This window comes from Lactiplantibacillus plajomi (genome assembly GCF_005405405.1).
Classification (GTDB): domain Bacteria; phylum Bacillota; class Bacilli; order Lactobacillales; family Lactobacillaceae; genus Lactiplantibacillus; species Lactiplantibacillus plajomi.
In genome coordinates, this window is sequence record NZ_BJDZ01000005.1 from 35,885 (window position 1) to 58,328 (window position 22,444).

The 22,444-nt window shown below is 48.6% G+C and carries 22 protein-coding genes and 1 pseudogene; 3 read left to right on the forward strand and 20 right to left on the reverse strand.

All coding sequences use genetic code 11. The features are described from left to right. Positions 1-79: 79 nt before the first annotated feature. The 3 genes from pepT to FFM82_RS02740 are packed head-to-tail and all read right to left on the reverse strand — an operon-like array spanning position 80 to position 3,069. A complete protein-coding gene (gene pepT / locus FFM82_RS02730) occupies positions 80-1,318 on the reverse strand; it encodes a peptidase T (RefSeq protein ID WP_137644343.1) in 1,239 nt (412 codons plus the stop codon). A 31-nt stretch (positions 1,319-1,349) separates the two neighbouring features. Further along, a complete protein-coding gene (locus FFM82_RS02735) occupies positions 1,350-2,375 on the reverse strand; it encodes a Nif3-like dinuclear metal center hexameric protein (RefSeq protein WP_137644344.1) in 1,026 nt (341 codons plus the stop codon). Continuing rightward, positions 2,362-3,069: a tRNA (adenine(22)-N(1))-methyltransferase gene (locus FFM82_RS02740; protein WP_137644345.1), complete on the reverse strand. Its 708-nt coding sequence runs from the start codon at positions 3,067-3,069 to the stop codon at positions 2,362-2,364. The genes FFM82_RS02735 and FFM82_RS02740 overlap by 14 nt, the downstream gene beginning before the upstream one ends. Before the next feature lie 198 nt (positions 3,070-3,267). Here FFM82_RS02740 and FFM82_RS02745 point away from each other — a divergent pair, with 198 nt between their 5' ends. Then, the gene (locus FFM82_RS02745; RefSeq protein WP_137644346.1) at positions 3,268-4,458 is read left to right on the forward strand and encodes an O-antigen ligase family protein; all 1,191 of its coding nucleotides are present in this window, start codon (positions 3,268-3,270) and stop codon (positions 4,456-4,458) included. Between the two features lie 69 nt (positions 4,459-4,527). Continuing rightward, the gene (locus tag FFM82_RS02750) at positions 4,528-5,388 is read left to right on the forward strand and encodes a helix-turn-helix domain-containing protein (RefSeq protein WP_170178187.1); all 861 of its coding nucleotides are present in this window, start codon (positions 4,528-4,530) and stop codon (positions 5,386-5,388) included. Between the two features lie 165 nt (positions 5,389-5,553). On the opposite strand, the pseudogene FFM82_RS02755 reads toward FFM82_RS02750, so the two are convergent. From FFM82_RS02755 to rpsU, 14 genes and pseudogenes are all read right to left on the reverse strand, one after another. Next, positions 5,554-6,174 (reverse strand): annotated as a pseudogene (locus FFM82_RS02755) (anion permease); the annotation flags it as partial. Then, positions 6,135-6,698 (reverse strand): tyrosine-type recombinase/integrase, encoded by a 564-nt coding sequence (locus tag FFM82_RS02760; RefSeq protein ID WP_137644348.1) that lies wholly within the window; start codon positions 6,696-6,698, stop codon positions 6,135-6,137. The gene FFM82_RS02760 and the pseudogene FFM82_RS02755, both read right to left, overlap by 40 nt. A 172-nt stretch (positions 6,699-6,870) precedes the next feature. Next, positions 6,871-7,266, reverse strand: a complete 396-nt coding sequence (locus FFM82_RS02765) for a MarR family winged helix-turn-helix transcriptional regulator (RefSeq protein ID WP_137644349.1) — start codon at positions 7,264-7,266, stop codon at positions 6,871-6,873. 440 nt (positions 7,267-7,706) lie between these two features. After that, entirely contained in the window at positions 7,707-8,816 is a 1,110-nt protein-coding gene (rpoD, locus tag FFM82_RS02770) for an RNA polymerase sigma factor RpoD (protein ID WP_137644350.1), read from the reverse strand. Positions 8,817-8,827: 11 nt separating this feature from the next. After that, the gene (dnaG, locus tag FFM82_RS02775; protein ID WP_137644428.1) at positions 8,828-10,681 is read right to left on the reverse strand and encodes a DNA primase; all 1,854 of its coding nucleotides are present in this window, start codon (positions 10,679-10,681) and stop codon (positions 8,828-8,830) included. A gap of 243 nt (positions 10,682-10,924) precedes the next feature. After that, the gene (gene glyS / locus FFM82_RS02780; RefSeq protein WP_137644351.1) at positions 10,925-13,009 is read right to left on the reverse strand and encodes a glycine--tRNA ligase subunit beta; all 2,085 of its coding nucleotides are present in this window, start codon (positions 13,007-13,009) and stop codon (positions 10,925-10,927) included. After that, positions 13,009-13,908 carry a glycine--tRNA ligase subunit alpha gene (glyQ, locus tag FFM82_RS02785; RefSeq protein WP_137644352.1) on the reverse strand — a complete coding sequence of 300 codons (900 nt, stop codon included), beginning with the start codon at positions 13,906-13,908 and terminating at the stop codon, positions 13,009-13,011. Before glyQ ends, glyS begins: the two co-directional genes overlap by 1 nt. Positions 13,909-14,194: 286 nt before the next feature. Then, on the reverse strand, positions 14,195-14,977 hold the full coding sequence (gene recO / locus FFM82_RS02790) for a DNA repair protein RecO (protein ID WP_137644353.1): 783 nt from the start codon (positions 14,975-14,977) through the stop codon (positions 14,195-14,197). 18 nt (positions 14,978-14,995) lie between these two features. Beyond that, positions 14,996-15,904 carry a GTPase Era gene (gene era / locus FFM82_RS02795; RefSeq protein ID WP_137644354.1) on the reverse strand — a complete coding sequence of 303 codons (909 nt, stop codon included), beginning with the start codon at positions 15,902-15,904 and terminating at the stop codon, positions 14,996-14,998. A gap of 14 nt (positions 15,905-15,918) precedes the next feature. Continuing rightward, positions 15,919-16,332, reverse strand: a complete 414-nt coding sequence (locus FFM82_RS02800) for a diacylglycerol kinase family protein (protein ID WP_137644355.1) — start codon at positions 16,330-16,332, stop codon at positions 15,919-15,921. Continuing rightward, complete coding sequence (gene ybeY, locus FFM82_RS02805) at positions 16,316-16,795, reverse strand: rRNA maturation RNase YbeY (protein WP_137644356.1); 480 nt, start codon at positions 16,793-16,795, stop codon at positions 16,316-16,318. The genes FFM82_RS02800 and ybeY overlap by 17 nt, the downstream gene beginning before the upstream one ends. 11 nt (positions 16,796-16,806) lie before the next feature. Then, positions 16,807-17,742, reverse strand: coding sequence for a PhoH family protein (locus tag FFM82_RS02810; protein WP_137644429.1), 936 nt, complete (start codon positions 17,740-17,742; stop codon positions 16,807-16,809). A 317-nt stretch (positions 17,743-18,059) separates the two neighbouring features. Beyond that, positions 18,060-18,503 carry a GatB/YqeY domain-containing protein gene (locus FFM82_RS02815; protein ID WP_137644357.1) on the reverse strand — a complete coding sequence of 148 codons (444 nt, stop codon included), beginning with the start codon at positions 18,501-18,503 and terminating at the stop codon, positions 18,060-18,062. Positions 18,504-18,546: 43 nt separating this feature from the next. Then, a complete protein-coding gene (gene rpsU / locus FFM82_RS02820; protein ID WP_003638914.1) occupies positions 18,547-18,735 on the reverse strand; it encodes a 30S ribosomal protein S21 in 189 nt (62 codons plus the stop codon). Between the two features lie 230 nt (positions 18,736-18,965). Here rpsU and FFM82_RS02825 point away from each other — a divergent pair, with 230 nt between their 5' ends. After that, positions 18,966-19,778 (forward strand): pyruvate, water dikinase regulatory protein, encoded by an 813-nt coding sequence (locus tag FFM82_RS02825; protein WP_137644358.1) that lies wholly within the window; start codon positions 18,966-18,968, stop codon positions 19,776-19,778. 61 nt (positions 19,779-19,839) lie between these two features. Here the strand turns inward: FFM82_RS02825 and FFM82_RS02830 are convergent, their stop codons facing one another. The 3 genes from FFM82_RS02830 to FFM82_RS02840 form a co-directional block, all read right to left on the reverse strand. Then, positions 19,840-20,562 (reverse strand): SDR family oxidoreductase, encoded by a 723-nt coding sequence (locus FFM82_RS02830; protein WP_137644359.1) that lies wholly within the window; start codon positions 20,560-20,562, stop codon positions 19,840-19,842. Positions 20,563-20,617: 55 nt separating this feature from the next. Then, positions 20,618-21,517 carry a deoxyribonuclease IV gene (locus FFM82_RS02835; RefSeq protein ID WP_137644360.1) on the reverse strand — a complete coding sequence of 300 codons (900 nt, stop codon included), beginning with the start codon at positions 21,515-21,517 and terminating at the stop codon, positions 20,618-20,620. Between the two features lie 92 nt (positions 21,518-21,609). Continuing rightward, positions 21,610-22,428 carry an ABC transporter permease gene (locus FFM82_RS02840; protein WP_137644361.1) on the reverse strand — a complete coding sequence of 273 codons (819 nt, stop codon included), beginning with the start codon at positions 22,426-22,428 and terminating at the stop codon, positions 21,610-21,612. Positions 22,429-22,444: the final 16 nt, after the last annotated feature.

Genomic DNA, 22,444 nt, shown 5'->3' on the forward strand with positions numbered 1-22,444 from the left:
AGCTAGATTAGCTGCCAATTGAGTTTGACCTTTGTTGACGATTGGATTATATAACGAATGGTCAAAGAAGGTCAAGGATTTAGTTTTGGTCGTAATTATCGGTAACGATTTGAAGGACCACGTCTACAGCTTGTTCCATGACCTGTTCCGAAACGTATTCGAACCGGCCGTGCATGTTTTCACCACCGGCAAACAGGTTCGGTGTTGGTAAGCCCATAAAGGAAATCTTAGAGCCATCGGTCCCACCACGGACTGGGAAGATCAGCGGTTTAATGCCTAACTTCAACATGGCTTGCTTAGCTAATTCAACCACACCCATGTCCTTCTCGATCACTTCACGCATGTTGTAGTACTGGTCCTTAACGTCCACTTGAACGTACTCGCCGCCCTGCGCCAAGTTAATTGCGTCAGCGTCAGCCACGAAGAGCCGTTTACGGGCTTCAAATTTCGCCCGGTCGTGATCACGGATAATGTAGGTCATCTTGGCACCGTCAACCGTCCCTTCCAAGGATAATAAGTGGAAGAAACCTTCACGGCCGGCCGTCTTTTCGGGTACGTCATGGGCCGGTAAACTAGCTTGGAAATCAACCGCTAATTGGAGCGCGTTGACCATCACGTCCTTTGCGGAGCCCGGGTGAACGTTGACCCCTTTGATATTCACGACTGCTTGGGCCGCGTTAAAGGTTTCGTATTCCAACTGACCAAGTGGCCCACCGTCAACGGTGTAAGCGTAATCGGCACCAAAAGCCGGAACGTTGAAATGGTCCGCCCCCGTCCCGATTTCTTCGTCGGGACCGAACGCAACCCGAATCTTGCCGTGCTTGACTTCTGGATGAGCCAACAAGTATTCAGCGACACTAAAGATTTCGGCGACCCCGGACTTATCGTCTGAGCCTAACAAGGTGGTCCCATCAGTTGTAATCAGTGTGTGGCCCTTGTAATTATGCAAGCTGGGAAAGACCTTTGGATCCAAGACGTAATCGCTGTCACCCAACTTAATGACCGATTCACCATCGTAATCGTTCACGATTTGAGGATTAACGTTTTCGGAATTAAAATCGGCGGTATCAATGTGCGAAATAAAACCGAGCGTCTTGACCGGTTTATCCGTATTGGCCGGAATGGTTGCAAAGACGTAGGCACTCTGTTCATCACGTTCCACGTCGCTCAATCCAAGCGCTTTCAATTTATCCATCAGCTGGTTTAAAAAAGCCGTTTCCCGTGGCGACGACGGAACGGTCGTTGACGCCTCGTCGGAACGCGTATTAACCTTAACGAAACTCAAAAAATCGGAAACTAAGTTTGGATATTTTGCCATGATAAATTACTTCCCTTCAACAATAATAATTTTAAATAAAGGTAAACGGATCCGTATTAAGCTGTGACGCCACAAATTCGACCGTCCAGCCATTCTCCGCCTGCCAATTTTTAAACAATTTAGTTAGTTGGTGCTTACAAATGCTTTCAATGTGATGACCGGGATCGACCACCGTTAACCCAGCCGCCAACATATCGTGACCGGTATGGTAATAAACATCACCCGTGACGTAGGCCTGTGCGCCAGCTGCTAAGGCGGCGTGATAAAACTTACCGCCGTCACCGCCGAGTACTGCCACCCGCTTAATTTCTTGTTGCGGATCCTGACAAACCAGTCGTAAGCCACCCACGTTAAAGACCTGCTTGCAATGTTCCGCAAACGCCCGCGCCGTCATCGACTGCGCTAAGTCACCCACGCGGCCCATCGTGTACTGGTGGCCACCAGTCAGTAATGGTTCCACTTGGTAGTCCCAAGTCCCGGCATCGACAAACTGATTGATGCCGGCCACTGCGGAACTAACCCGGTCCGCCAAAATATCGACCGTAAACTGCTCACCAGAGTTAACCGCGTAACGGTTGACCTTAGCCCCAAAGGAACGAGTCAAATATTCTTGCGCCGCTTCCACTTGAGCAGTTGGGACGGTCAAGGTCATTTTAACGGCCTGCTCACGGTAGCCCGGAACCAAGCCCTGCACGTTTTGTAACCCTAACGCAGCTGCCAACCAGTCATTCATGCCGCCCTCCGCACAGTCCAAGTTAGTATGCGCCGCGTAGACTAGAATGTGATGGGCCGCAATTTCAGCGTACATCGCCTTTTGGGGATCCGAGTAGTCTAAATTGTTGGCCGGCCGAAATATCACCGGGTGATGGGCAAATATCATATCGGCCCCGATCTCAACGGCTTCAGCCACGACTTCCGGCCGAACATCTAACGTGACTAAAACCTTGTGCACCGCCTGCTTCGGGTCACCGATTTGCAAACCGATCGGATCATTTTTCCAGCGTAACTTCAACGGCGCAAATTGTTCAAAGCGCCCGATCAATTCATTCGCTAACATCTGCTAAGACTCCTTTGATCAACTCAATTTTTTGATTAGCCGCCGCCAAGTGGGCTGTAGGACTGACCTTGGCGCGTTGCATTTGTGCGACCGCGTGCTGTGCGCGCTGAAGCTCGCGGCGCCACTTTGCCACGAAAACGGCCGACTTTTCCTGCAATAAATAGGGGCCAAATAAGACTTCCGCTGCCGAATAGCTGACCGGTGTGGTTGTGCGGTCCGCACAAATAATTTCGTAAGTATGACCATCTTCCGCGAGAATGCGTTCGGCACTAATGGCAAATTGGTTAGCCGCCAGCCATTCACGCACGGTCGCTTCACCAACGTTCGGTTCTAAGACTAGCCGTTGCACACCCTTAAGCTGGGCCACACCACTTTCTAAAATATGGCGAATCAAGGGCCCACCCATACCGGCAATCGTGACCGTATCAATCCGGTCATCCGGTTGAATCGCGGCCAGACCGTCCGCTAAACGGGCTTGCAAGACGTTTTCCAACCCTAAGCGGCTAATTTCACGTCGTGCATTTTCATAGGGACCCCGAACGACTTCCCCGGCAACGCCCCAGCTAATTTGTTGATTTAGCGCCAGATTAGCTGGTAAGTAAGCGTGGTCCGAACCAATGTCGGCCAGCCGGGCTCCCGGTTTGACAAACGACCCCACTACCGCTAATCGCCGTGATAATTGTTTAGCATCCACACACATAACCCCTAATCTCAAAATTGTTTAATTTAACTAACCACATTTTACCATGCTTCCGCTTTAAAGCGACTCGCCAGCCAAAAACTTTTTCAGTATTCTAAAGTTTTTTAAGATCTCCTTAACGGACACAATTTCTTAACTTTCAACTGTCAGACTTAGTTCTAAATTAGCGCACTTGCGAGAAAGTCTGATTAAATGAAAGCCAACCGTCAACCTAAACCCATCCTGCTCGGTCTGAACTTACTGGCCGTCCTCCCCCCGGTGGGGATCGCCCTATTAATTTATCTGAGTCGCTGGCAATGGCTCGAACTACTACGGCACCCACAGCGGCTTCGCCACGATCCCGTTTTATGGTTCTTTGGCGGTTTAATGGTGGTGACCGGGCTCAACTTAACTCGCCACAGTCCCCAAACCGTTTTGTTATCGTTAATCATGTTAGTTGTTGTACTCAATTTGTGGCTACTCTGCCGTTTTGCCAGTGATTCGATTTCCTTAAACACCTGTCGTGATTTAATTATTCGGTTTGGCTTGTATATTACAATAAGCGGCAATCTCTTTCATTGGATTAGTATGCCAGCCTGGCTCAAGTTTTTATCCGGCAACCTGTTGTGGGGCTACGCCGCTAACCAAAACCGGTTGTTCGGTTCGGCCTACAATCCAAACGACGCCTGTTGCTTAATGTTAATTGCCTTGGGCCTCGCGCTTGTCCGGAGAACGATCACTGCGCACGCTAAGCCAACAATTCACGAACTGGTTACCCTGACCATCCTCGGCATCGGAATCCTTCAAACACAATCACGAACCGGCATTGGTTTAATGGCCATCTTATTTGTCACCGTTTTATTTATCCGCTACCGGCGTCACCGCGTCTTGATTATCTTAATCGCCGGCGCTTGTTTAGCGCTCACCCTGACGCTCCTACCACGCCACGGTACCTTACTAGCGACCCTGGCGACCCGGCTTTCGATTTGGCACAATAGTTTTGCGGTCTTCACCCAGTCACCAATACTTGGTGTGACCTACTACGGCTTTAGCCACCAATACCAATTACTGACCGGAACCAGCGTACCGCACGCCCACGATATTTTTTTGATGCTGCTAGCCTCCTTTGGCCTCGTGGGTGGGGGCGGATTCACCATCCTGGCCATCCGCGGTGGTTGGCAGTTACGGCAAATCTGGCAGCGTTACCGGCCGGATAACGTGCAGTACCTGGTTGTCACGCTACCGTTGATTTTTGCGTACGGTATCACCGACTTCGTGCTTTCTTCGTTTCAAGTATTGGTCATCGTCCTGCTTCTATTCGCTTATTGGCAACGTGAAACGGTTCAGCAAAAAATCCGGCGATCCATTAAGAAAAATTCCAGTGAAAAAAAGGTTACTAGCTAAATTCGCGTATTTAACAAGTGTCGGGTAACTTTTACCGACCAATCAATTTGAATGTTTGGAGGCCTACTTATGATCCAGTCCCAGTTAAAATCCATATTAGAAGACCGTACCATTTCCAATGATGAATTTGCCAGTATGACCGGTATCAACCCGCAAACACTCACAAAATTATTATCGGGACGCGCTAAGAGCATTTCGTTCAGTAATCTCAATACGATTGCCCGCGTCCTGGACATGAATCTCGACGACTTATTCGTTGTGACCCCCGACCTTGATTTGGAACTGACGTTAACCACGCTCGATTGCGAAAAACAGTTCTTTTCGGGCACGATTCACTTCATCGACCACGATCAAAGTCTGATTACCGACCTATCGTTGACCGGCCGCTACCACCAGTCGGGACCGCTCTTTACCTTTACGATCAACGATGCCTTTGATAGTGAACTCGGTGCGGACGGTATCGCCGCACGCTTGGATGAGCTCCAACCACTCCCCGTCATGACGGCTACTAAACAGCACTTAATCAATTTACTAAACCGCTATCCCGAGCAACAAGCTTGGTTTGAACCCGAGGGCATGCCGCTGAGCGCTCAACCAACTGACACCGAGCTTGAACGTTACCTCCAAGTTGGTAACCTAATTGCACGCACCCAGTACGAGAAATTACACCGGCTACTCGAACCACTGGTCATGAATTTCCTGGCCGCCGTTTACCACGACTTCCCCGATTTTTTGGGCGATTCTCAGGCCACGGCCTTACCCTGGGGCGCTGCGGATACATTCCACGTCTTCAACTTCGTCCTCGCGGAAAGTCCGGAATCGCTGGCCAACAACGGGATCAAAAAGCGGCAAGAACAGTTGCGCCAACAGCACGCCTTTCCAGTCAGCTATACCAGTCTCGATGTGATTAGTTATTTTTCAAACGACTAACCACCGTTTAGCTTAGACTATCAGTGGGTTGTAATCCGTTGGTCAACGGTAGCCGATCCGTTTCCACTAAGCCAATCAATTTCACTGACACTGTAAAACTAATTATAGTAGCAATAAGGCCTCACCAACTATTTTCAAGCTGGTGAGGCCTTTAAATTGAATAACTTACCAGTAACCAATCACTTTTGTCCATAAGAGTCCGCCACCGAGCCAGATGACGTTGAACAGTACCCCAAAGATGGCGCTCAATTGCCACCAATCCTTAGAACTAACGTACCCAGTCGTGGATAACATAGCTGCCGGTCCCGCCGAATACGGGGTTGTTGAACAGAAAATTGAACCGGCCCAGCCAAGCATTAACCCGGCCATTAATTTCGGCACCCCAGCGCCCAGCGCGATTGACAAAAATCCGGCCAATAACGCTGAGATTTGGGTCGAAATGCTTGGAAACATGTAGTGTAAGTAAAAGTAAACTAAGAACAAGATCACCAGCACCCAAACCCAGTTAACGCCGGCTAACAGGTTGCCTAACGTTTTGGAGAACCACGGGAAAAAGCCGAGGGTGGTCAATTTCGCCGACATCAACATGATAATGGATAACCAAATCAGTAAGCTCCAAGCACCCTTTTGGGCCATCATGTCCTTCACACTAATGACCCCGGTTGCTAGTAAAATTGAAACTGCAATGAAACCGACCATCGTCGCGTCAATTCCAATTTTGGACCCGACCAACCATAGCACTAAGGCTAAAATGAAAACGGTTGCCATAATTTTCTCTGCAATTGTTGTTCAATATTATCTCGTTCGATGCCAATATAGCGTTTGGTCACCTGCTCACTGGAATGGTTAAAAATCATCATTAACCCCGCAATGTCATGGGTCTGTTGATAATAATGGTAACCAAACGTTTTCCGTAAAGTGTGGGTGCCGATATCTTCCCGTCCCAAGAAACGGCCGGCCGTTTGAAAAGCCCTGTAAACCCCGTTGACGGTAATGGCATTTTGACCACGACCACTCGGAAAGAGCGGTTCACAATCAAGCCGATTACGCGTATAGTGACTTAATTCCCGCCGTAAATTTTTTAAATACAACCAGCGTTTTTTTCCAGTCTTTTGTTCAACAATCATGACCCGGTCACGGTTACGCACTTGGCCTACGGTTAATTTCAAAATATCACTCATTCGCAGGCCGGTATTAATCCCAAATAAGACAATCATCCGGTTGCGCCGACCATGATTAGTGCGCGAAACGGCCCACAAAAAGTCTTCAATTTCGGTGGTCGTACGCAACGGTTCAACGTTATAATACATTTTGCTTCATCCCTCGACAATCGCGTTTTCCTAAAAATGACTGCGCCACTCATCACAACGACAATCGGTCTACGAATTATTTCACTTAAAACCAACCAGTTACCATGCCACTCTGCTGACACCGCTAAAAGAACAACCGGCACGTCATTGAACCCAGCGTGCCGGTTAATCCTTAATATTTGCGGTTTAGGTAGGTAATCTGGTCGGTAAATTCTTGAGCGGTCGGCGATTGCAAGGATGCCGTTAATTCCTTTGCCACCGTTGCCATCCGTGCCTGACCAGTTTCCGTCAGCGTCAAGCAGCGCAAACGCCGATCTGGTAAAACCGGTTCACTCTGGATCCAGTTTTCCTGCGTCAACGTCCCAATCGACTGAGCCAACGACCCCTTCGAAACGTCCAGCGCCTTAGCCACTTCTCCAATCGGTCTGGCCGGATTTTGAAGCACATAAATTAAAATCCGCAACTCGTTCAAACTAAGTCCGCTCTGACCGGACCAGTTATTCGTTACCCGTTTTAATAGCCGCTCCAACCGCATTACGTCCAAAATATAACCATAAGTGTTCTCCATGTGATGACACCCTCCTAACTCGTTTTTGCTTACGTCGTTGCAATCATCAGTTACTTCGCACGATTTTTGAAAAAATCGTGCGAACTGATTGCCGTTATAATTGGGTTTAGGCGAATAATCGGCTCATTTTTAACGTGAAATAACTTTCCGAATGCTCGTAATACCAGTCAGTCATACGCATAAAACTTTCAAAAAAAATGCGAATTATTTACCATAATCAATAGTTTACTGAACTAACAAACTCAATTACGATTTTAATTATTACATAATCTAGCAATTTATACAAACTTATCTTGTAAGCGACGCCAAGTCCGGTTAAATCAACTTAAAGACACAGCGTTAATCATTATTAAGCCATAATGATTAACCCATTACTAATGGTTTGTAATAATGAAACTAAAAAAGCCCACCGTTTCCGGTAGACTTTGACGAGCTTGTAACTATTCTAAGAAATCCTTTAATTGCTTACTACGTGATGGGTGACGTAACTTGCGTAACGCCTTGGCTTCAATTTGACGAATCCGTTCACGGGTGACACCGAAGACCTTACCAACTTCTTCCAAAGTCCGGGTCCGACCGTCATCCAGGCCAAACCGCAACCGTAAGACGTTTTCTTCCCGATCAGTCAACGTGTCCAAAACCCCTTCGAGTTGTTCCTTTAACAATTCGTAAGCGGCGGCGTCGGCTGGTGAAGTCGCGTCCTGGTCTTCAATGAAATCGCCTAAGTGCGAGTCGTCCTCTTCACCAATTGGGGTTTCCAATGAAACTGGTTCTTGCGCGATCTTCAAAATTTCCCGAACTTTTTCGGTCGGCATATCCATTTCGGCCCCAATTTCTTCGGGGGTTGGTTCACGCCCAAGGTCTTGCAATAACTGCCGTTGAATCCGAATCAACTTGTTGATGGTTTCAACCATGTGAACCGGAATCCGAATCGTCCGGGCCTGGTCGGCAATTGCCCGCGTAATCGCTTGCCGAATCCACCAAGTGGCGTAGGTTGAAAACTTGAACCCTTTGCGGTAATCAAATTTTTCCACGGCCTTCATCAAGCCCATGTTACCTTCTTGAATCAGGTCAAGAAATTGCATCCCACGGCCGACGTAACGCTTAGCGATTGAAACCACCAACCGTAAGTTAGCTTCGGCCAATTCTTGCTTAGCCGTTTCGTCACCCTGTTCGATCCGCAAGGCAAGCGCCACTTCTTCGTCGGCCGTTAGTAAATCGACCCGGCCAATTTCTTTAAGATACATCCGAACGGGGTCGTTAATCTTAATCCCCGAAGCGGAACCCGCGTTACTTAATTCCTTCTTGCTGACCTTTTTTACGCTCTTAACGGCGCGGGCATCGGGTTCACCCTTTTCATCGACAACGCTGATCCCAGCATCCTCGACTTTTTGTAATAACTTATCAATTCCGGTTGCATCCAATTTATAAGGCGCCGCCAGTTTATCGGACAATTCGTCGTATTGAATACTGCCCTTCTTCTTGTAGTCCTTGATCAGCGCTTTAACGGCCTTGTTGTATTCCGTTGTTGATGATTTTGCATTTGCCATGTAGGAGCCTCCTATAAGTTGTCAGCTTGTTGTACCTGCTGTTGTTGCCGGTATAACTCAATTAATGCCAAGGTTAGCTTTTGCACGAGATCGTGATTACCAATCTGCTTGGCCGCCGTTAATTCGGCTTTTTTACCATTAATTTGTTCAACGAGCGGTTGTTGATTCATGATGACGTTGACCAGGTCCGCAATTTCTTCTTTCGAAGTCGTCTCGGACACGTCCATAAACTCGAGTTCCGTCAAAACCGGTTGCAGACGGGCATCCGTCATAAAATCGGTAAAGTTAGCGAGCTCAAATTGATTATGGGTTTTAAAGTACGCCTCAGCGTAAACTAAAATCTGCTGATACGAATCATGAACGAAGTGAAAGCCGGCGATGGCCATCACCCGCAACCAAACGTCGTGGTCGTGCAGTAGGCGGTACAGTAGTAGCCGTTCCGCCTTTTCGACCCGACTAAGTGGACCAGCCTGACGGTTATTGTCGTCAACCGTTGGTGGCGGCGGTGTCGGTACTTCGGCTTGCCGTGGCACCCGGCGTACCGACTGCTGACCAATCAACGATTGAAGTTGTTGTTTCAAATCGTCCTTGGCGATGCCAAACTCCGCCACGAGTTGGTTCAAATATAAGTCCCGCTCCACGTTGGATCCTAGCGGCGCCAACTGCTTCAACACCGTTCCAATATAAGTCAACTGGTCCTGCGTATTTTGCAGGTTCAAACCGTGCCGCAAAAACTGCATTTCAAACGCGGTCGGCGTTTGCTTACCATCAGCAAAGACCTGCACAAACTTTTCCTGACCAGCGTGCCGTAAATATTCATCGGGGTCCATCCCGTCCGGCATTTGAATAACGCCTAGATTAAGCCGGCTGTTACCCGCCAATAGTTTCAGCGCCCGATCGGTAGCTTTCTGACCGGGTAAGTCGCTGTCGTAGGCGATGTACAGCTGGTCGGTGACCCGTTCCAACATATAAATCTGTTCGTTGGTCAGGCTGGTCCCCATTGAAGCGACCCCGTTTTGAATCCCGGCACGGTACGCCGCAATCACGTCCATGAAGCCTTCAAACAACACGATCGACTTCCGCTGCCGAACCGCTTTACGCGCAATGTCGAAATTAAACAACACGTTTCGCTTATTAAACAGCTTAGTTTCCGGACTATTCAAATACTTTGGTTCATCCGAGGACTTAGTCAAAATCCGCCCCGAAAAGGCGATCACCCGGCCACTTGCGTCCTTAATCGGAAAGAGCACCCTATCCACAAACCGGTCCCGTAGCGCGCCCTCCTGGTTTTCAATAAACAGCCCCGACTGCCGCAATAGTTGGTAGTCAACGTCGTGTTCCTTAAAAAAATCTAGCAACAACCGATTTTTTGGCGCGTAACCAATCCCAAAGGTTGCGATGGTCTGGTCATCCAGCCCGTGCTGGTGTAAATAGTCCAGCGCCGGCTCACCTAATTCCGTATTGACTAAAATATGTTGATACATCTTCGCACTGTCCGCGTAAAGGCTTAATAGGTCAGCTTGTTGCTGATCCTTAGGTGCCCGTGGCTGACTGGCAGCGGTATAGGCGCTCGGTAAGTCCACGTGTCCAAAATCCGCGACCTTGACCACGGCTTCCGGAAACGATAGATTTTCGAGGTCCATTATAAAGGAAAAAACGTTACCGCCGCGACCACAACTAAAACAGTGAAAGATTTGTTTCTGCTCATTGACGGAAAAGGACGGTGTCCGTTCTTCGTGGAACGGACAGAGGCCAAATAAGTTCTTACCCGCTTTTTTGAGTTGAACGTATTGCCCAACAAAATCCGCGATATTAACCGCGGAACGCACCTGATCAACTTTCTCCTCAGGAATCCGATTGGCCAAACTGCCACCCCATTTCTGTTCCAACCGCCAAAACAATCCGGCCCACAACTATCAAAAGTCGCACCTTGCGAACAGGATGCGACTATTAATGTGCGAACTTTTACAGAATATATAATAACACAAGCTTGACAGCAGTGCAATAATAAGTCACGCTTATTAGACATTTTTGTCAAGTTTGTTAAACCGAAAAAGGAAGTCCGGCAGTCACCCACCGAACTTCCCTTTATTATACGCGCCTTTGCGCTATTTCACGATTAATTGGTTCAAGTCACCCAAGACGCTAACCATCCGCGCAATAATCAGTAATTGCTTAATATGGTTATCACGTACGGCTTCGTCCTTACTCATGACCATCGTTTGTTCGAAGTAATCAACGATTAACGGCCGTAAGCTGGCTAAGGCCTTGAAACGGTCTTCCATGCTGGTCGTTGCCGTGACTTCCGTCCGTAGCTTTTGAACGGCATCGTAAAGGTGCTGTTCCGCGTCATTTTCGAATAAGCTTGGGTCAACGCTCAGCTCGTCAACGTCAACGTTCGCCTTCGCCGTGATCCGTAACAACCGGGTAAAGGCCTCGATTGTATCCTTAAAATCGGGATCATCCTGGTGCACGTTTAGAACGTCGGCGGCTTTGAACATCACCCGAATATCCTGGTCGCTGCCCTTAATGACCGTATCGACAATGTCGTAACGCAACTTCCGGTTACTGAACCACTGCTTGACACGGTCGGTTAAGAAGGCCGCAATTGGGGTCGTCTGTTCCGCAAAGTTCAGGTTGTAAGTTGCATCGTGGCTTTCCAATTCGTGTTGAATGGCTTGTTCGAACTTACGAATTGGGAAGTCCCAGCCTTGGTCACGCACAATCCGCACGATGCCGAAAGCTTGACGCCGCAAGGCAAACGGATCGTTGGAACCGCTAGGAGTCAACCCAACGGCAAAGAAACTACTGATCGAATCGATTTTATCAGCAACGGCTAACACCGCGCCGACCTTCGATTTTGGTAAATCACCGTCCGCACTGACCGGCATGTAGTGTTCCCGAATGGCTTGGCCAACTGCCGGGTCTTCACCCTTCAAGACGGCGTACTTTTCACCCATCACCCCTTGGAGTTCTGGAAATTCACCGACCATTCCGGTCACCAGGTCAAACTTATAAATTTGCGCAGCACGGTGTAATTGGTTCTTTTCCGTTTCCGTTAAACCAAACTGGTTCGCCAAGAAACCACTGATGTACATGACCCGCTGCATCTTTTCGTACATCGTCCCGATCTTATCGTGGAAGCTGACCTTCTTCAACCGTTCAACGTATTCCTGAATCGAGTGTTGCTGATCTTCATGGTAGAAGAACGCGGCGTCTTCCAACCGGGCGGTTAAGACTTTCTGGTTCCCGCGGGCAACGTTAGCTAAGTCGGCCGTATTCCCGTTCCGGACCGAAACGAAGTGTGGTAATAAGTTGTCCTGAGCATCGGTAACGTAGAAGAAACGTTGGTGATCACGCATCGACGTAATCAACACTTCGTCGGGAATCGTCAAATACTTAGTATCGAAATCACCGGCAAAGGCGGTTGGGTATTCAACCAAGTTGTTAACTTCTTCCAGCAAGTCTTCGTTGACCTTAATCTGCCAATCATGGTCCGTGGCTAAGGTCGCGATTTGTTCACGGATCTTGGCTTTACGCTTGGCGGCGTCGGCAATCACAAAAACGCTATCCAAGTCGGCTTCGTAATCAGTCGCCGTCTTAATGTCCACGTCATGCCCCAAGAACCGGTGGCCCCGGCTCGTCCGTCCCGCAGCAACGTCTAAAATCTGAATCGGGATAATTTTGTCGTCCAGTAATGAAACCAGCCAACGAATCGGCCGAATGTACTTGAAGGAGAACGTCGACCACTTCATCATCGTCGGAAAGTTCATCTTGGTAATGACGTCTTTAATGCCGGCTTTCAACACTTCGGCCGCCGTTTTTCCAGCCGTAAAGGTTTGCACGAAAACGTACGGGGTCCCCTTCACGTCTTTAAACACGATGTCATCGGTCGAGGCACCCTGACCCTTAGAAAAACCGATTGCGGCCTTGGTCCAGTTACCATCCGCGTCCTGTGCAATCTTCTTGGCAGGACCACGAACTTCCTTCTTCACGTCAGCCTGCTTGTCTTCCAAGCCCTGGACTTCAACGGTCAACCGCCGCGGCGTTGAGTACGTCTTAATGGCGTCAAAGGAAAGGCGGGCGTCCTTTAAGAAGGCCGTCATCCGTTCCTTTAACTGCAACACGCTCGGTGTAACGACGTGCGCCGGCATTTCTTCCAAACCAATTTCGAGTAAGTAAGTTTTAGCCATTATTTCGTTTCCTCCTGTGCGTGTTTTAATAACGGGAACCCCCGCTTTTCACGTTGGGCCACAAATTCCTTGGCAATCGACTTCGCCATGTTCCGGATCCGGTCAAGGTACCCGGCCCGTTCCGTCACGGAAACCATTCCGCGGGCGTCCATCAGGTTAAAGGTGTGGCTACATTTCAAGCAGTAGTCGTAAGCCGGGTGTACCAGGCCGTTAGCAATCTGCTTCTTAGCTTCCTTTTCGTATTCATCAAATAACATCAGTAATAAGTCTTCGTTGCTGTCTTCGAAAGCGTACTTGGAGTTTTCAAATTCGGGTTCCAAGAAGATATCCCCGTACTTGACACCGTCGCCCCATTCCAGGTCGAACACCGAGTTAACGTCCTGAATATAGCTCGACAAGCGTTCCAAACCGTACGTGATTTCAGAAGTGACCGGATCAACTTCCAAGCCACCAACTTGTTGGAAGTAGGTAAACTGACTGATTTCCATCCCGTCTAACCAAACTTCCCAACCAACCCCGGCACAACCCATTGACGGGTTCTCCCAGTTATCTTCCACGAAACGGATATCGTGTTCCAACGGGTTAATGCCTAATTGTTCCAAACTTTGTAAGTAGAGGTCCTGAATATTTTCTGGTGACGGCTTCATCACAACTTGGAATTGGTGGTGTTGGTATAACCGGTTCGGGTTTTCCCCGTAACGGCCATCCGCGGGCCGCCGTGAAGGTTCCACGTAAGCGGCGTTCCACGGTTCCGGTCCGATTGCCCGTAAGAAAGTATACGGACTCATGGTTCCGGCACCCTTTTCAGTATCGTAAGACTGCATCAACATGCAGCCTTGGTCTGACCAAAATTTCTGCAACGTCAAGATGATCTCTTGGACTGATAATTTTTTGCTCATTGTTTTCCTCCCAAAATTAGTGACTGAATGGTTAACGCCACAAAAAAAGTCCCCTGCCGTTTACTAAAAACGACATAGGGACGATTGATTTCGCGGTTCCACCCTACTTCTGAGTACCCTCAGCAGCTTGATTATGTGATCAAAAGCTCCGAGAATGCCAATTAATTTCGTTAACTGACCGCTTTTCACCACCGCGGCCTCACTGTGAGTCTACCGAAACTAACCCTTTCTCATCAACACTTAACTATTCAGTTCTTCATCATCATAGCCGAAGCGCCACAATTTGTCAATCCTGATTACGGGGCGGGAGCGGCTGGTACCAGCTTCCCATTTGATCAATAAACCGCTTCGACTTTAACCGTAAACCGACCGAATTATTATAAATTTCATCAAGGATTCGTCGCAACTGCTGGGCGGTGGTCGGCTTAACACTGATCGAATGGACCTTGGCTAAGTCCAGCACCGAAAAGCGGCGCAAGTAGTAAATCGCGGCCTGGCTAGCATGTAACCGGTGCGGGTCCAAGTGCCAATGCTGTTGGCACAACAAGCCGCCGTAACTTTCCGAGTAATCGAACGGTAAGTCGGTCCGGCCACAAACCGTACAGGCTCGCAACTCCGGGGCGACCCCGAACGCAGCTAATAACTGAATTTCGACCACGTTGGCGACGATTGCCGGCGCCACGTTTTGGTCGATCAATTGCAGGGCACTCGTCAGTTGCTGGTACCACCGCCCGACCGGTTGATTATCCGGATAAGCCACGTCGATCAGGTTCATCACGTAGGTGGCGTAAGCGTTCAACGCGATGTCCTGACTGATATTTTCAAAGTACTGGACTGTTTTAACACTATTGATGTAGGACAAGCCGTCGCGTAAATCACCAACGTACTCGCCCATCGTAAATGGCAATAATTCAGCCGCCATCTTAAAGCCCCGCCGGCGGGCACCGCGGATAAAGAACATCTTCTTGCCGTACTCGGCGGTCAAAAACTTGATCAACATGTCGCGTTCCCGATAATCGCGCCGAAACAGCAGGATGCCATTAAAATTTGAAATCGTTCGTTGGGGCACGTTATCACCTACACGTTATTAATAATCGTCCTGCCGGTAACCGTAGCTGGCAAGGAGGTCCTGCCGATCCTTCCAGTTTTCCTGTACCTTAACCCATAATTCCAAGTACACCTTATCACCCAGCAAATGTTCAATGTCGCGCCGGGCTAACGAACCGATCTTTTTCAGCATGCTACCACCCTTACCGATGATAATGCCCTTTTGGGTCGGCCGTTCAATAATAATAGTCGCCTGGATATGAATCTTTTGTTCATCCTGCCGTTTGATCGAATCGATGACTACGGCGGTTGAATGTGGCACTTCCTGGCGGGTCAATTCCAGCACCTTTTCCCGAATCAATTCGGAGATAATGAACCGTTCGGGGTGGTCAGTAATTTGATCGGAAGGATAGTACTGTGGGCCTTCCGGCAGTTGGGCCTTTAAAGTCGCCAATAATTCCGGTACGTTGTTACCCTCTAGTGCAGAAATTGGGTAAACTTCTTTCCAAGGTAACGCGTCCTTATACTGATCCATAATTTCCAATAAATGGTCCGGGTGCACCTGGTCAATTTTATTGATAACTAGATAAATCGGCTTTTTCACGTTTTTCAAGCGATCAATGATAAAGTTATCCCCAGCACCGCGCCGTTCATCCGCGTTGATCATAAATAAAACAGCGTCGACTTCACCTAACGTTGATAGGGCCGACTTGACCATAAAATCACCTAAGCGACTGTGGGGCTTATGAATCCCGGGCGTATCGATAAAGACCATCTGGGTATCAGCGGTCGTGTAAATCCCTTGAATCCGGTTACGCGTCGTCTGCGCCTTATCGGACATAATGGCCACCTTTTGACCAACGACCCGGTTTAACAAGGTCGATTTACCCACGTTTGGGCGACCAATAATCGCCACAAACCCGGAATGAAACGCAGTATTTTCTGCCATAAAACTTTTCCTTTCTAAAACCAAGCCCGCACTAACGGCCAGAGCTTGGGTACAAACAAAATTAACCCGACAAGTACGGCAAAGGCCGCCGCAAAGACTACGGCACCGGCCGCAATATCTTTGATTTTCTTCGCCAGCGGATGATAATGCGGCCCCGTAACCAAATCACAGAGGTTCTCAGCAATCGTATTATTGATTTCACATAGCATCACCATGAAAATGGCTAAACACAGCCATAGCCACTGGTCAGCCGAGAGTCCGACCCACCAGCCAAAGGCCAACGCCAGCGCCCCCACCACTAAGTGAGTCCGCATGTTGCGTTCTTCAATCACCACGGTTTTTAGCCCGTTCCAGGCGTGCAACCACGACTGCCAAAACGAATGATTCTTACCGACTTGCAGGCGATCTGGCCTATTTTTCGAGGCCATAGGCATCCAAAATTTGACGCTGGAGTCCAAACATTTCGGCCTCATCCGCTGGTTTCATATGGTCATAGCCGTTTAAATGTAAGAATCCGTGCACGACTAGGTAGCCCAACTCACGGGCCTCCGAATGGTTCAAAAAAGCCGCTTGTTCCGCAACTTTATCGACAGAAATCATGATGTCACCCAAATTCAACGGAATTTCGGCGGCTAATTCTGGATCCAGTAAAATCGGGTCCGCTTCGTCATCGTCGTGCATCGCAAAACTGATGACGTCGGTCGGCCGGTCAACCCCCCGGTACTGTTCGTTAATTTTTTGAATCTCCGGGTTATTCATTAACGTGACCGACACTTCGGTATCATCGCGCAATTGCAACGTCTTACCCGCCAGCGCGATCAAGTCACGTACTAATTGTAACTGTTCGGGCGTCGCGCCAGTTGTCGTTTGATCGTATAATTCTAAGTCCATAATTCCTCCGTTTAGCGCTGTTCGACCTGATCATAAGCCGTAATAATCTTAGCTACGACCGGGTTACGAACCACGTCATCCGCCGTAAACTTAACGAATGAAATGTTACGAATGTCCCCTAAAATGTGTTCAGCTTGAATCAACCCACTCTTAGTATTGCGGGGCAAGTCGATTTGGGAGATGTCGCCATTGACGATCATCTTGGCCCCAAAACCAAGCCGAGTTAAAAACATCTTCATTTGGGCGTTGGTCGTGTTTTGGGCTTCGTCCAAAATGACAAACGCCCGGTCAAGGGTCCGACCACGCATGTACGCTAACGGCGCAATTTCAATCACACCACGGTCCATCAACCGCTGGGTATGCTCCGCGCCGTAAATATCATACAACGCGTCGTAAATTGGCCGTAAGTACGGATCGACCTTTTCCTTTAAATCACCGGGTAAGAACCCCAAGCTTTCACCCGCTTCAACGGCGGGACGGGTCAAAATCAACTTTTCAACGTCACCGCGTTTTAACGCGGCAATCGCCATGACCACGGCCAAGTAGGTTTTCCCCGTCCCGGCTGGGCCAATCCCAAAAGTGATGTCACTGTTGCTGACGGCTTGTACGTACTGGCGTTGGCCGAAGTTTTTAACCCGAATCGGCCGCCCGCGATTATCCTTGATTAAGGTTTCCGCGTAGAGGTCCTTGAAATAGTCCAGGGTACCACGATTAGCCATCTTAATGGCACTAATCACGTCCGGCGCACCAATCTGAATTCCCTGCTTGATTAAGCTCGCAAGGTCATCCAAGACGGCGTGGGCCTTTTCGACCGCCACTTCATCGTCACTACTGATCGTCATCTGATCACCAAAAACGTGCAGGTTAACGTGCAGACCATCCTCCAGTAACCCTAAGTGCGCGTCTTCCGGACCGAGTAACGCCACGGACTGCGTTGGATCAGTCATTTGAAATTTTTGTTCATAGTTTGAGTTTTCAGTCAAAAACGTGAACCCCTTTATAAACAGATTTAGTTCCCATCACACTACGATGGTCCGTTAAAAGTGGGCGCTAGTAACGCTGTTTTAACGGGTATTTGTTAACTAATCATAGCATAAAAGCCGACCCGCGACCAGCAGCACTATTCGGCAATGGCGACTGGTTTTAAGTTAGGTTCAGCCAACCCAAAAAGCCGCAACAAAAATCACGACCCGCCTTTCATCTCCGAATTATAAAAGTTGAAACGTGCACCAAAAAAGCCGGGAGATAAACTCCCGGCTTCACGTTAATTCAATAATGATTTAACTGTTTGGTTGATCAGCTTACCGTCCGCCTGGCCTTTCAGCTTAGGCATTACGGCACCCATTACCTTGCCGAAGTCCGCCTTGCTGGTGGCGCCGACAGCTTGAATGGTATCCGCAACCACTTGTTGGACTTCTGCGTCCGACAACTGCTTGGGCATGTACTTCTCAACAATTGCGATCTCCGCTTTAACGCCGTCGACTAAGTCTTGACGCCCAGCATTTTCGAATTCGCTCAACGATTCACGGCGCTGCTTCAGTTCACGTGAGACCACGCTAACTTCTTCATCGGCTGATAAATCGTGGCCAGCGTTGATTTGTTCGTTCATCAACGCTGACTTGAGCATCCGGATAACGCTTAAGCTTTGTTTATCGCGTGCTTTCATCGCAGCTTTAAGATCACCATTGAGTGTTTCTGCTAAACTCATTGGCGCGCCCTCCTCGATAAAAGTGTTCGTAGTCACCTACTAATTACTTGAAACGACGACGGTTCTTACGCTTACGAGCTGCTTCAGATTTTAACTTCTTCTTCACACTTGGTTTTTCGTAGAATTCCCGTTTGCGGTATTCTTGTAAAGTACCACTTTTTGAAACGGTACGTTTAAAGCGACGAAGAGCATCATCAAGAGATTCGTTTTTACGAACGACTGTTTTTGCCATGTTAAATTCCCTCCCTCCGAGCTTACAATGTAACCGTCAAATTATGCATACTTACATAACGCAACTGTTCTAGTAAATTATACATAAATCCGAAAACGCCGTCAATAAGAGTTTTACGATTATTATAAATAATCTGGATAATCACCGTCATTATCCCTAGTTAATCGTTTTCAATCACCAGCCGCTATGCTACACTAAGGGCACCATTTAAGCGAATCGAGGCTAAATTTATGTCAGAAATTAAAATCTTCATTATTTCGGATGCGGTCGGTGAGACCGCCCATAACGTTGCCCAGGCCGCCGCGGCCCAGTTTACCGAATATGAGATTCATTATCAGCGCTTCCCGTTTGTGCGGACCGAGTCCCTGTTAAAAACGGTGTTAGCCCAGGCCCTTAAAGAAAACGCCGCCATTTTCCATACCTTCGTTGACCGTAAATTAAGTCAACGGATCAATTTGTTTTGTAAGGAAAACGACCTCCCGTGCTACGACGTCATGACGGCCGCTTTAGACACCTTGTCACAGGTGACCCACGTCCAACCGTCTAACAATCCTGGGATTGTCCACGCACTCAATACGAACTACTTTGACCGGATCAACGCCATCGAATTTGCGGTGACCTATGATGACGGCAAGAACCCCGCCGGCTTTTTAGAAGCCGACGTCGTCCTACTCGGGGTATCACGGACATCCAAGACGCCACTATCACTGTACTTGGCCAACCGGAACTTAAAGGTCGCTAACTTACCATTAGTTCCGAAAGCCCAAATCCCCGACGAAATTTGGCAAGTTGATCCGAATAAAATCTTTGGGCTCACTAACGATCCCGAGAAATTGAATAATATTCGCCGTCAACGGATGGTTCAGTACGGTTTGAACCCCGATACCATATATTCCAACACCGACAAAATTAAGGCCGAACTGGAATACGCCGACAAAATTTTTAAGAAAATCGGTTGCTTAGTCATTAACGTTGCCAATAAATCAATTGAGGAAACGGCCACCTTAATCACCGAGAGTCTGGGTAACGTGGATACCCACTAACCCGTTAAAATGAATTTACTTACACCGCTAGTTCCGGTTAACACCGGCTAGCGGTGTTTTTTTACAAACCAGCGCCACCATCCACTTGGAGCACCTGGCCGGTGATGAAATCGTTTTGCATCAAATAAAGGTAGGCCGACGCCACCTCAGCGACCGTTGCGACCCGTTTTAACGGCAAATTTTGAGCAACCGCTTGCGCTTGACGTTCCCGATGCGAATCACTGAGTCCGCGCCACAGCCCGGTCGGCGTCCAGGTTGGCGCCACGGCGTTAATCCGGTACGTCGGCGCCGCTTCAACGGCGACCCCGGCAACCAGGGTATTAATCGCCTGGTTACCGATAATGGCCCCGGACGCGTCGGACGGATGACCGCCCGAACCAGAAGTTAAAACGATTGACCCGCCCGGGTTTAAATGGTGAATGGCCAGCTGTACAAGTTGTAAATTGGCAAAAAATTTGGCTTCGACGGTTTCCCGAATTGCCGTCACCGAGTTTTCCAAAAAGCCCCCACCCATGGCACCACCTAAAAAGGATAGCACGTGATCAAAGGCCGCCGTCGTCGCCAAAAAGGCAGCTAACGCCCGTTCATTTTGGGCAGCTAACGCCTGACCGGTAACCGTCCCGAGTGTTGCCAATTCAGTCGTTGCCGTTGCGACGTGGTCGGCGGTGTGTCCGATAATCGTGACTTCAGCCCCGGCGGTCAGTAGTTGCCGGGCTACTTCGAACCCAAAGCCCGAAGTACCGCCAATAATTAATACCCGTTGTTGACGTAAGTTCATGTTCATTAGCCTCCTAAAAAATAAAAAACGGTAACCAGAGACTGATTACCGTTCAATTCTATTAATCATTTTGTGCTTCGATGTCATCGATCAAGTGCGGATTAAACTTACCGGCCCGTAACATTGCAATTTCATACTTATACGGTGGTAACTGGTGCTTTTTATCCTCACCAACGTACGGTGTTTCCAAGATTTTACTAATATCTGGCAGTTGCGGGTGGTGCGCAACGTAATTCAAGGCGTCAAAGCCAATCGTCCCCATGCCGATATTCGTGTGCCGGTCCTTGTGCGCCCCCTGCGGATTCTTAGAATCGTTCAGGTGAATCACCTTTAAGCGGTCTAAGCCGATAACGTGATCAAATTCGTTTAGGACGCCGTCAAAGTCGTCCTTAATGGCGTAGCCCGCGTCACTGGTATGGCAAGTGTCAAAGGTGACTGAAACCTTCTCGTTGTAGGTGACGCCGTCAATCATCTGCGCAATCTCTTCAAAGCTACGCCCGACTTCAGTTCCCTTACCCGCCATGGTTTCAATCGCAATTTGAATTTTCTGATCCGGCCGAATGACCGTATTCAAGCCCTTCACGATTTGGGCAATCGCAGCGTCGGCGCCAGCGCCAACGTGTGCACCGGGATGTAACGTTAGCTGGGTCGCACCCAGTGCTTCGGCCCGTTGAATTTCCTGATAAAGAAAATCGGTTGCAAATTCGAAGTAGCCCGGTTTCTTGGTATTACCAAGGTTAATGATGTATGGCGCGTGCACCACGATTTGCCGCAAATCATTGGCCTCAATGACCGGCTGGGCCGCTTCAATGTTTAAGTCTTCGATTGGCTTGCGGCGTGTATTTTGGGGCGCCCCGGTATAAACCATGAACGTATTGGCTCCATAACTCGCCGCTTCTTCCGCCGACCCCAAGAACATCTTGGGCGCTTTAAGTGAAACGTGTGATCCTAATCTAAGCATCGTTGATCCCATCCTTCTTCACAGTCTGTAAGTCCATTATACAAAAGAAAAGTGAATCACCAAAAGCGATTCACTTCTCAGTCGAACTTTATTTAAATCATATCCACGAACCGTGACCGGAACTTGTAGTGTAAGTGCGCCCCAATCAGCAAGAAGAACAACACGATCCCCCAGAAAATTAAGGTCAGGACCGGTTGACTCCAAAAATAGGTTTGTGAGCCTTGGTTAAACATCGATTCACGAAAGCCGTTGATCACGTAGAAGAACGGGTTCAGCTGTAAGATCCGGACGAACGGTGCTGGAAAGCCACTCGTTTGAAAGTTAAACAGCACGCCGGATAGGTAGAACAGCATCCGCATGACCGATTGTAATAAGATCTGCCAGTCACGGACTAACACGGAGACCGTGGAATTAAAGACGCTAACGGCAAACATCAAGGCAATCATGGCGATGAAATAGTAGATCCATTGCAGCCAGGCAATCGACGGGTAAATACCGTTGAAAAAGCCTAACGCAATTGAGAAAACCAGCATCGTCCAAAATGAATTCAAATTCCCAATAATCCGAATCGTCGGTAAGACCGAAACCGGGAATTTCATTTTAGACACCATGTTGACCCGTTGGTAAATACTCTTCGAACCATCGAGAACGGCCCGGTTCATGAAGAACCACGGGGTAATCCCAATCACCATCCACATCAGGTAGGACACGCCACCAAGGCTGCTGCCCTTCTTGAACCCGCCACTAAAGACGATCCAGTAAATCCCGATTTGAATCAACGGGTATAAATATTCCCAGGCCAATCCCAGGTAGTGGTTTTGATAGCTGGCTTGATCTTCATAGTTAGAAATCCGCCAAATAATTCCCCAGTTCTGGAATTGTTCCTTAATAATTGAAATGACCTCTTTCAAGGCACAGACACTCCCT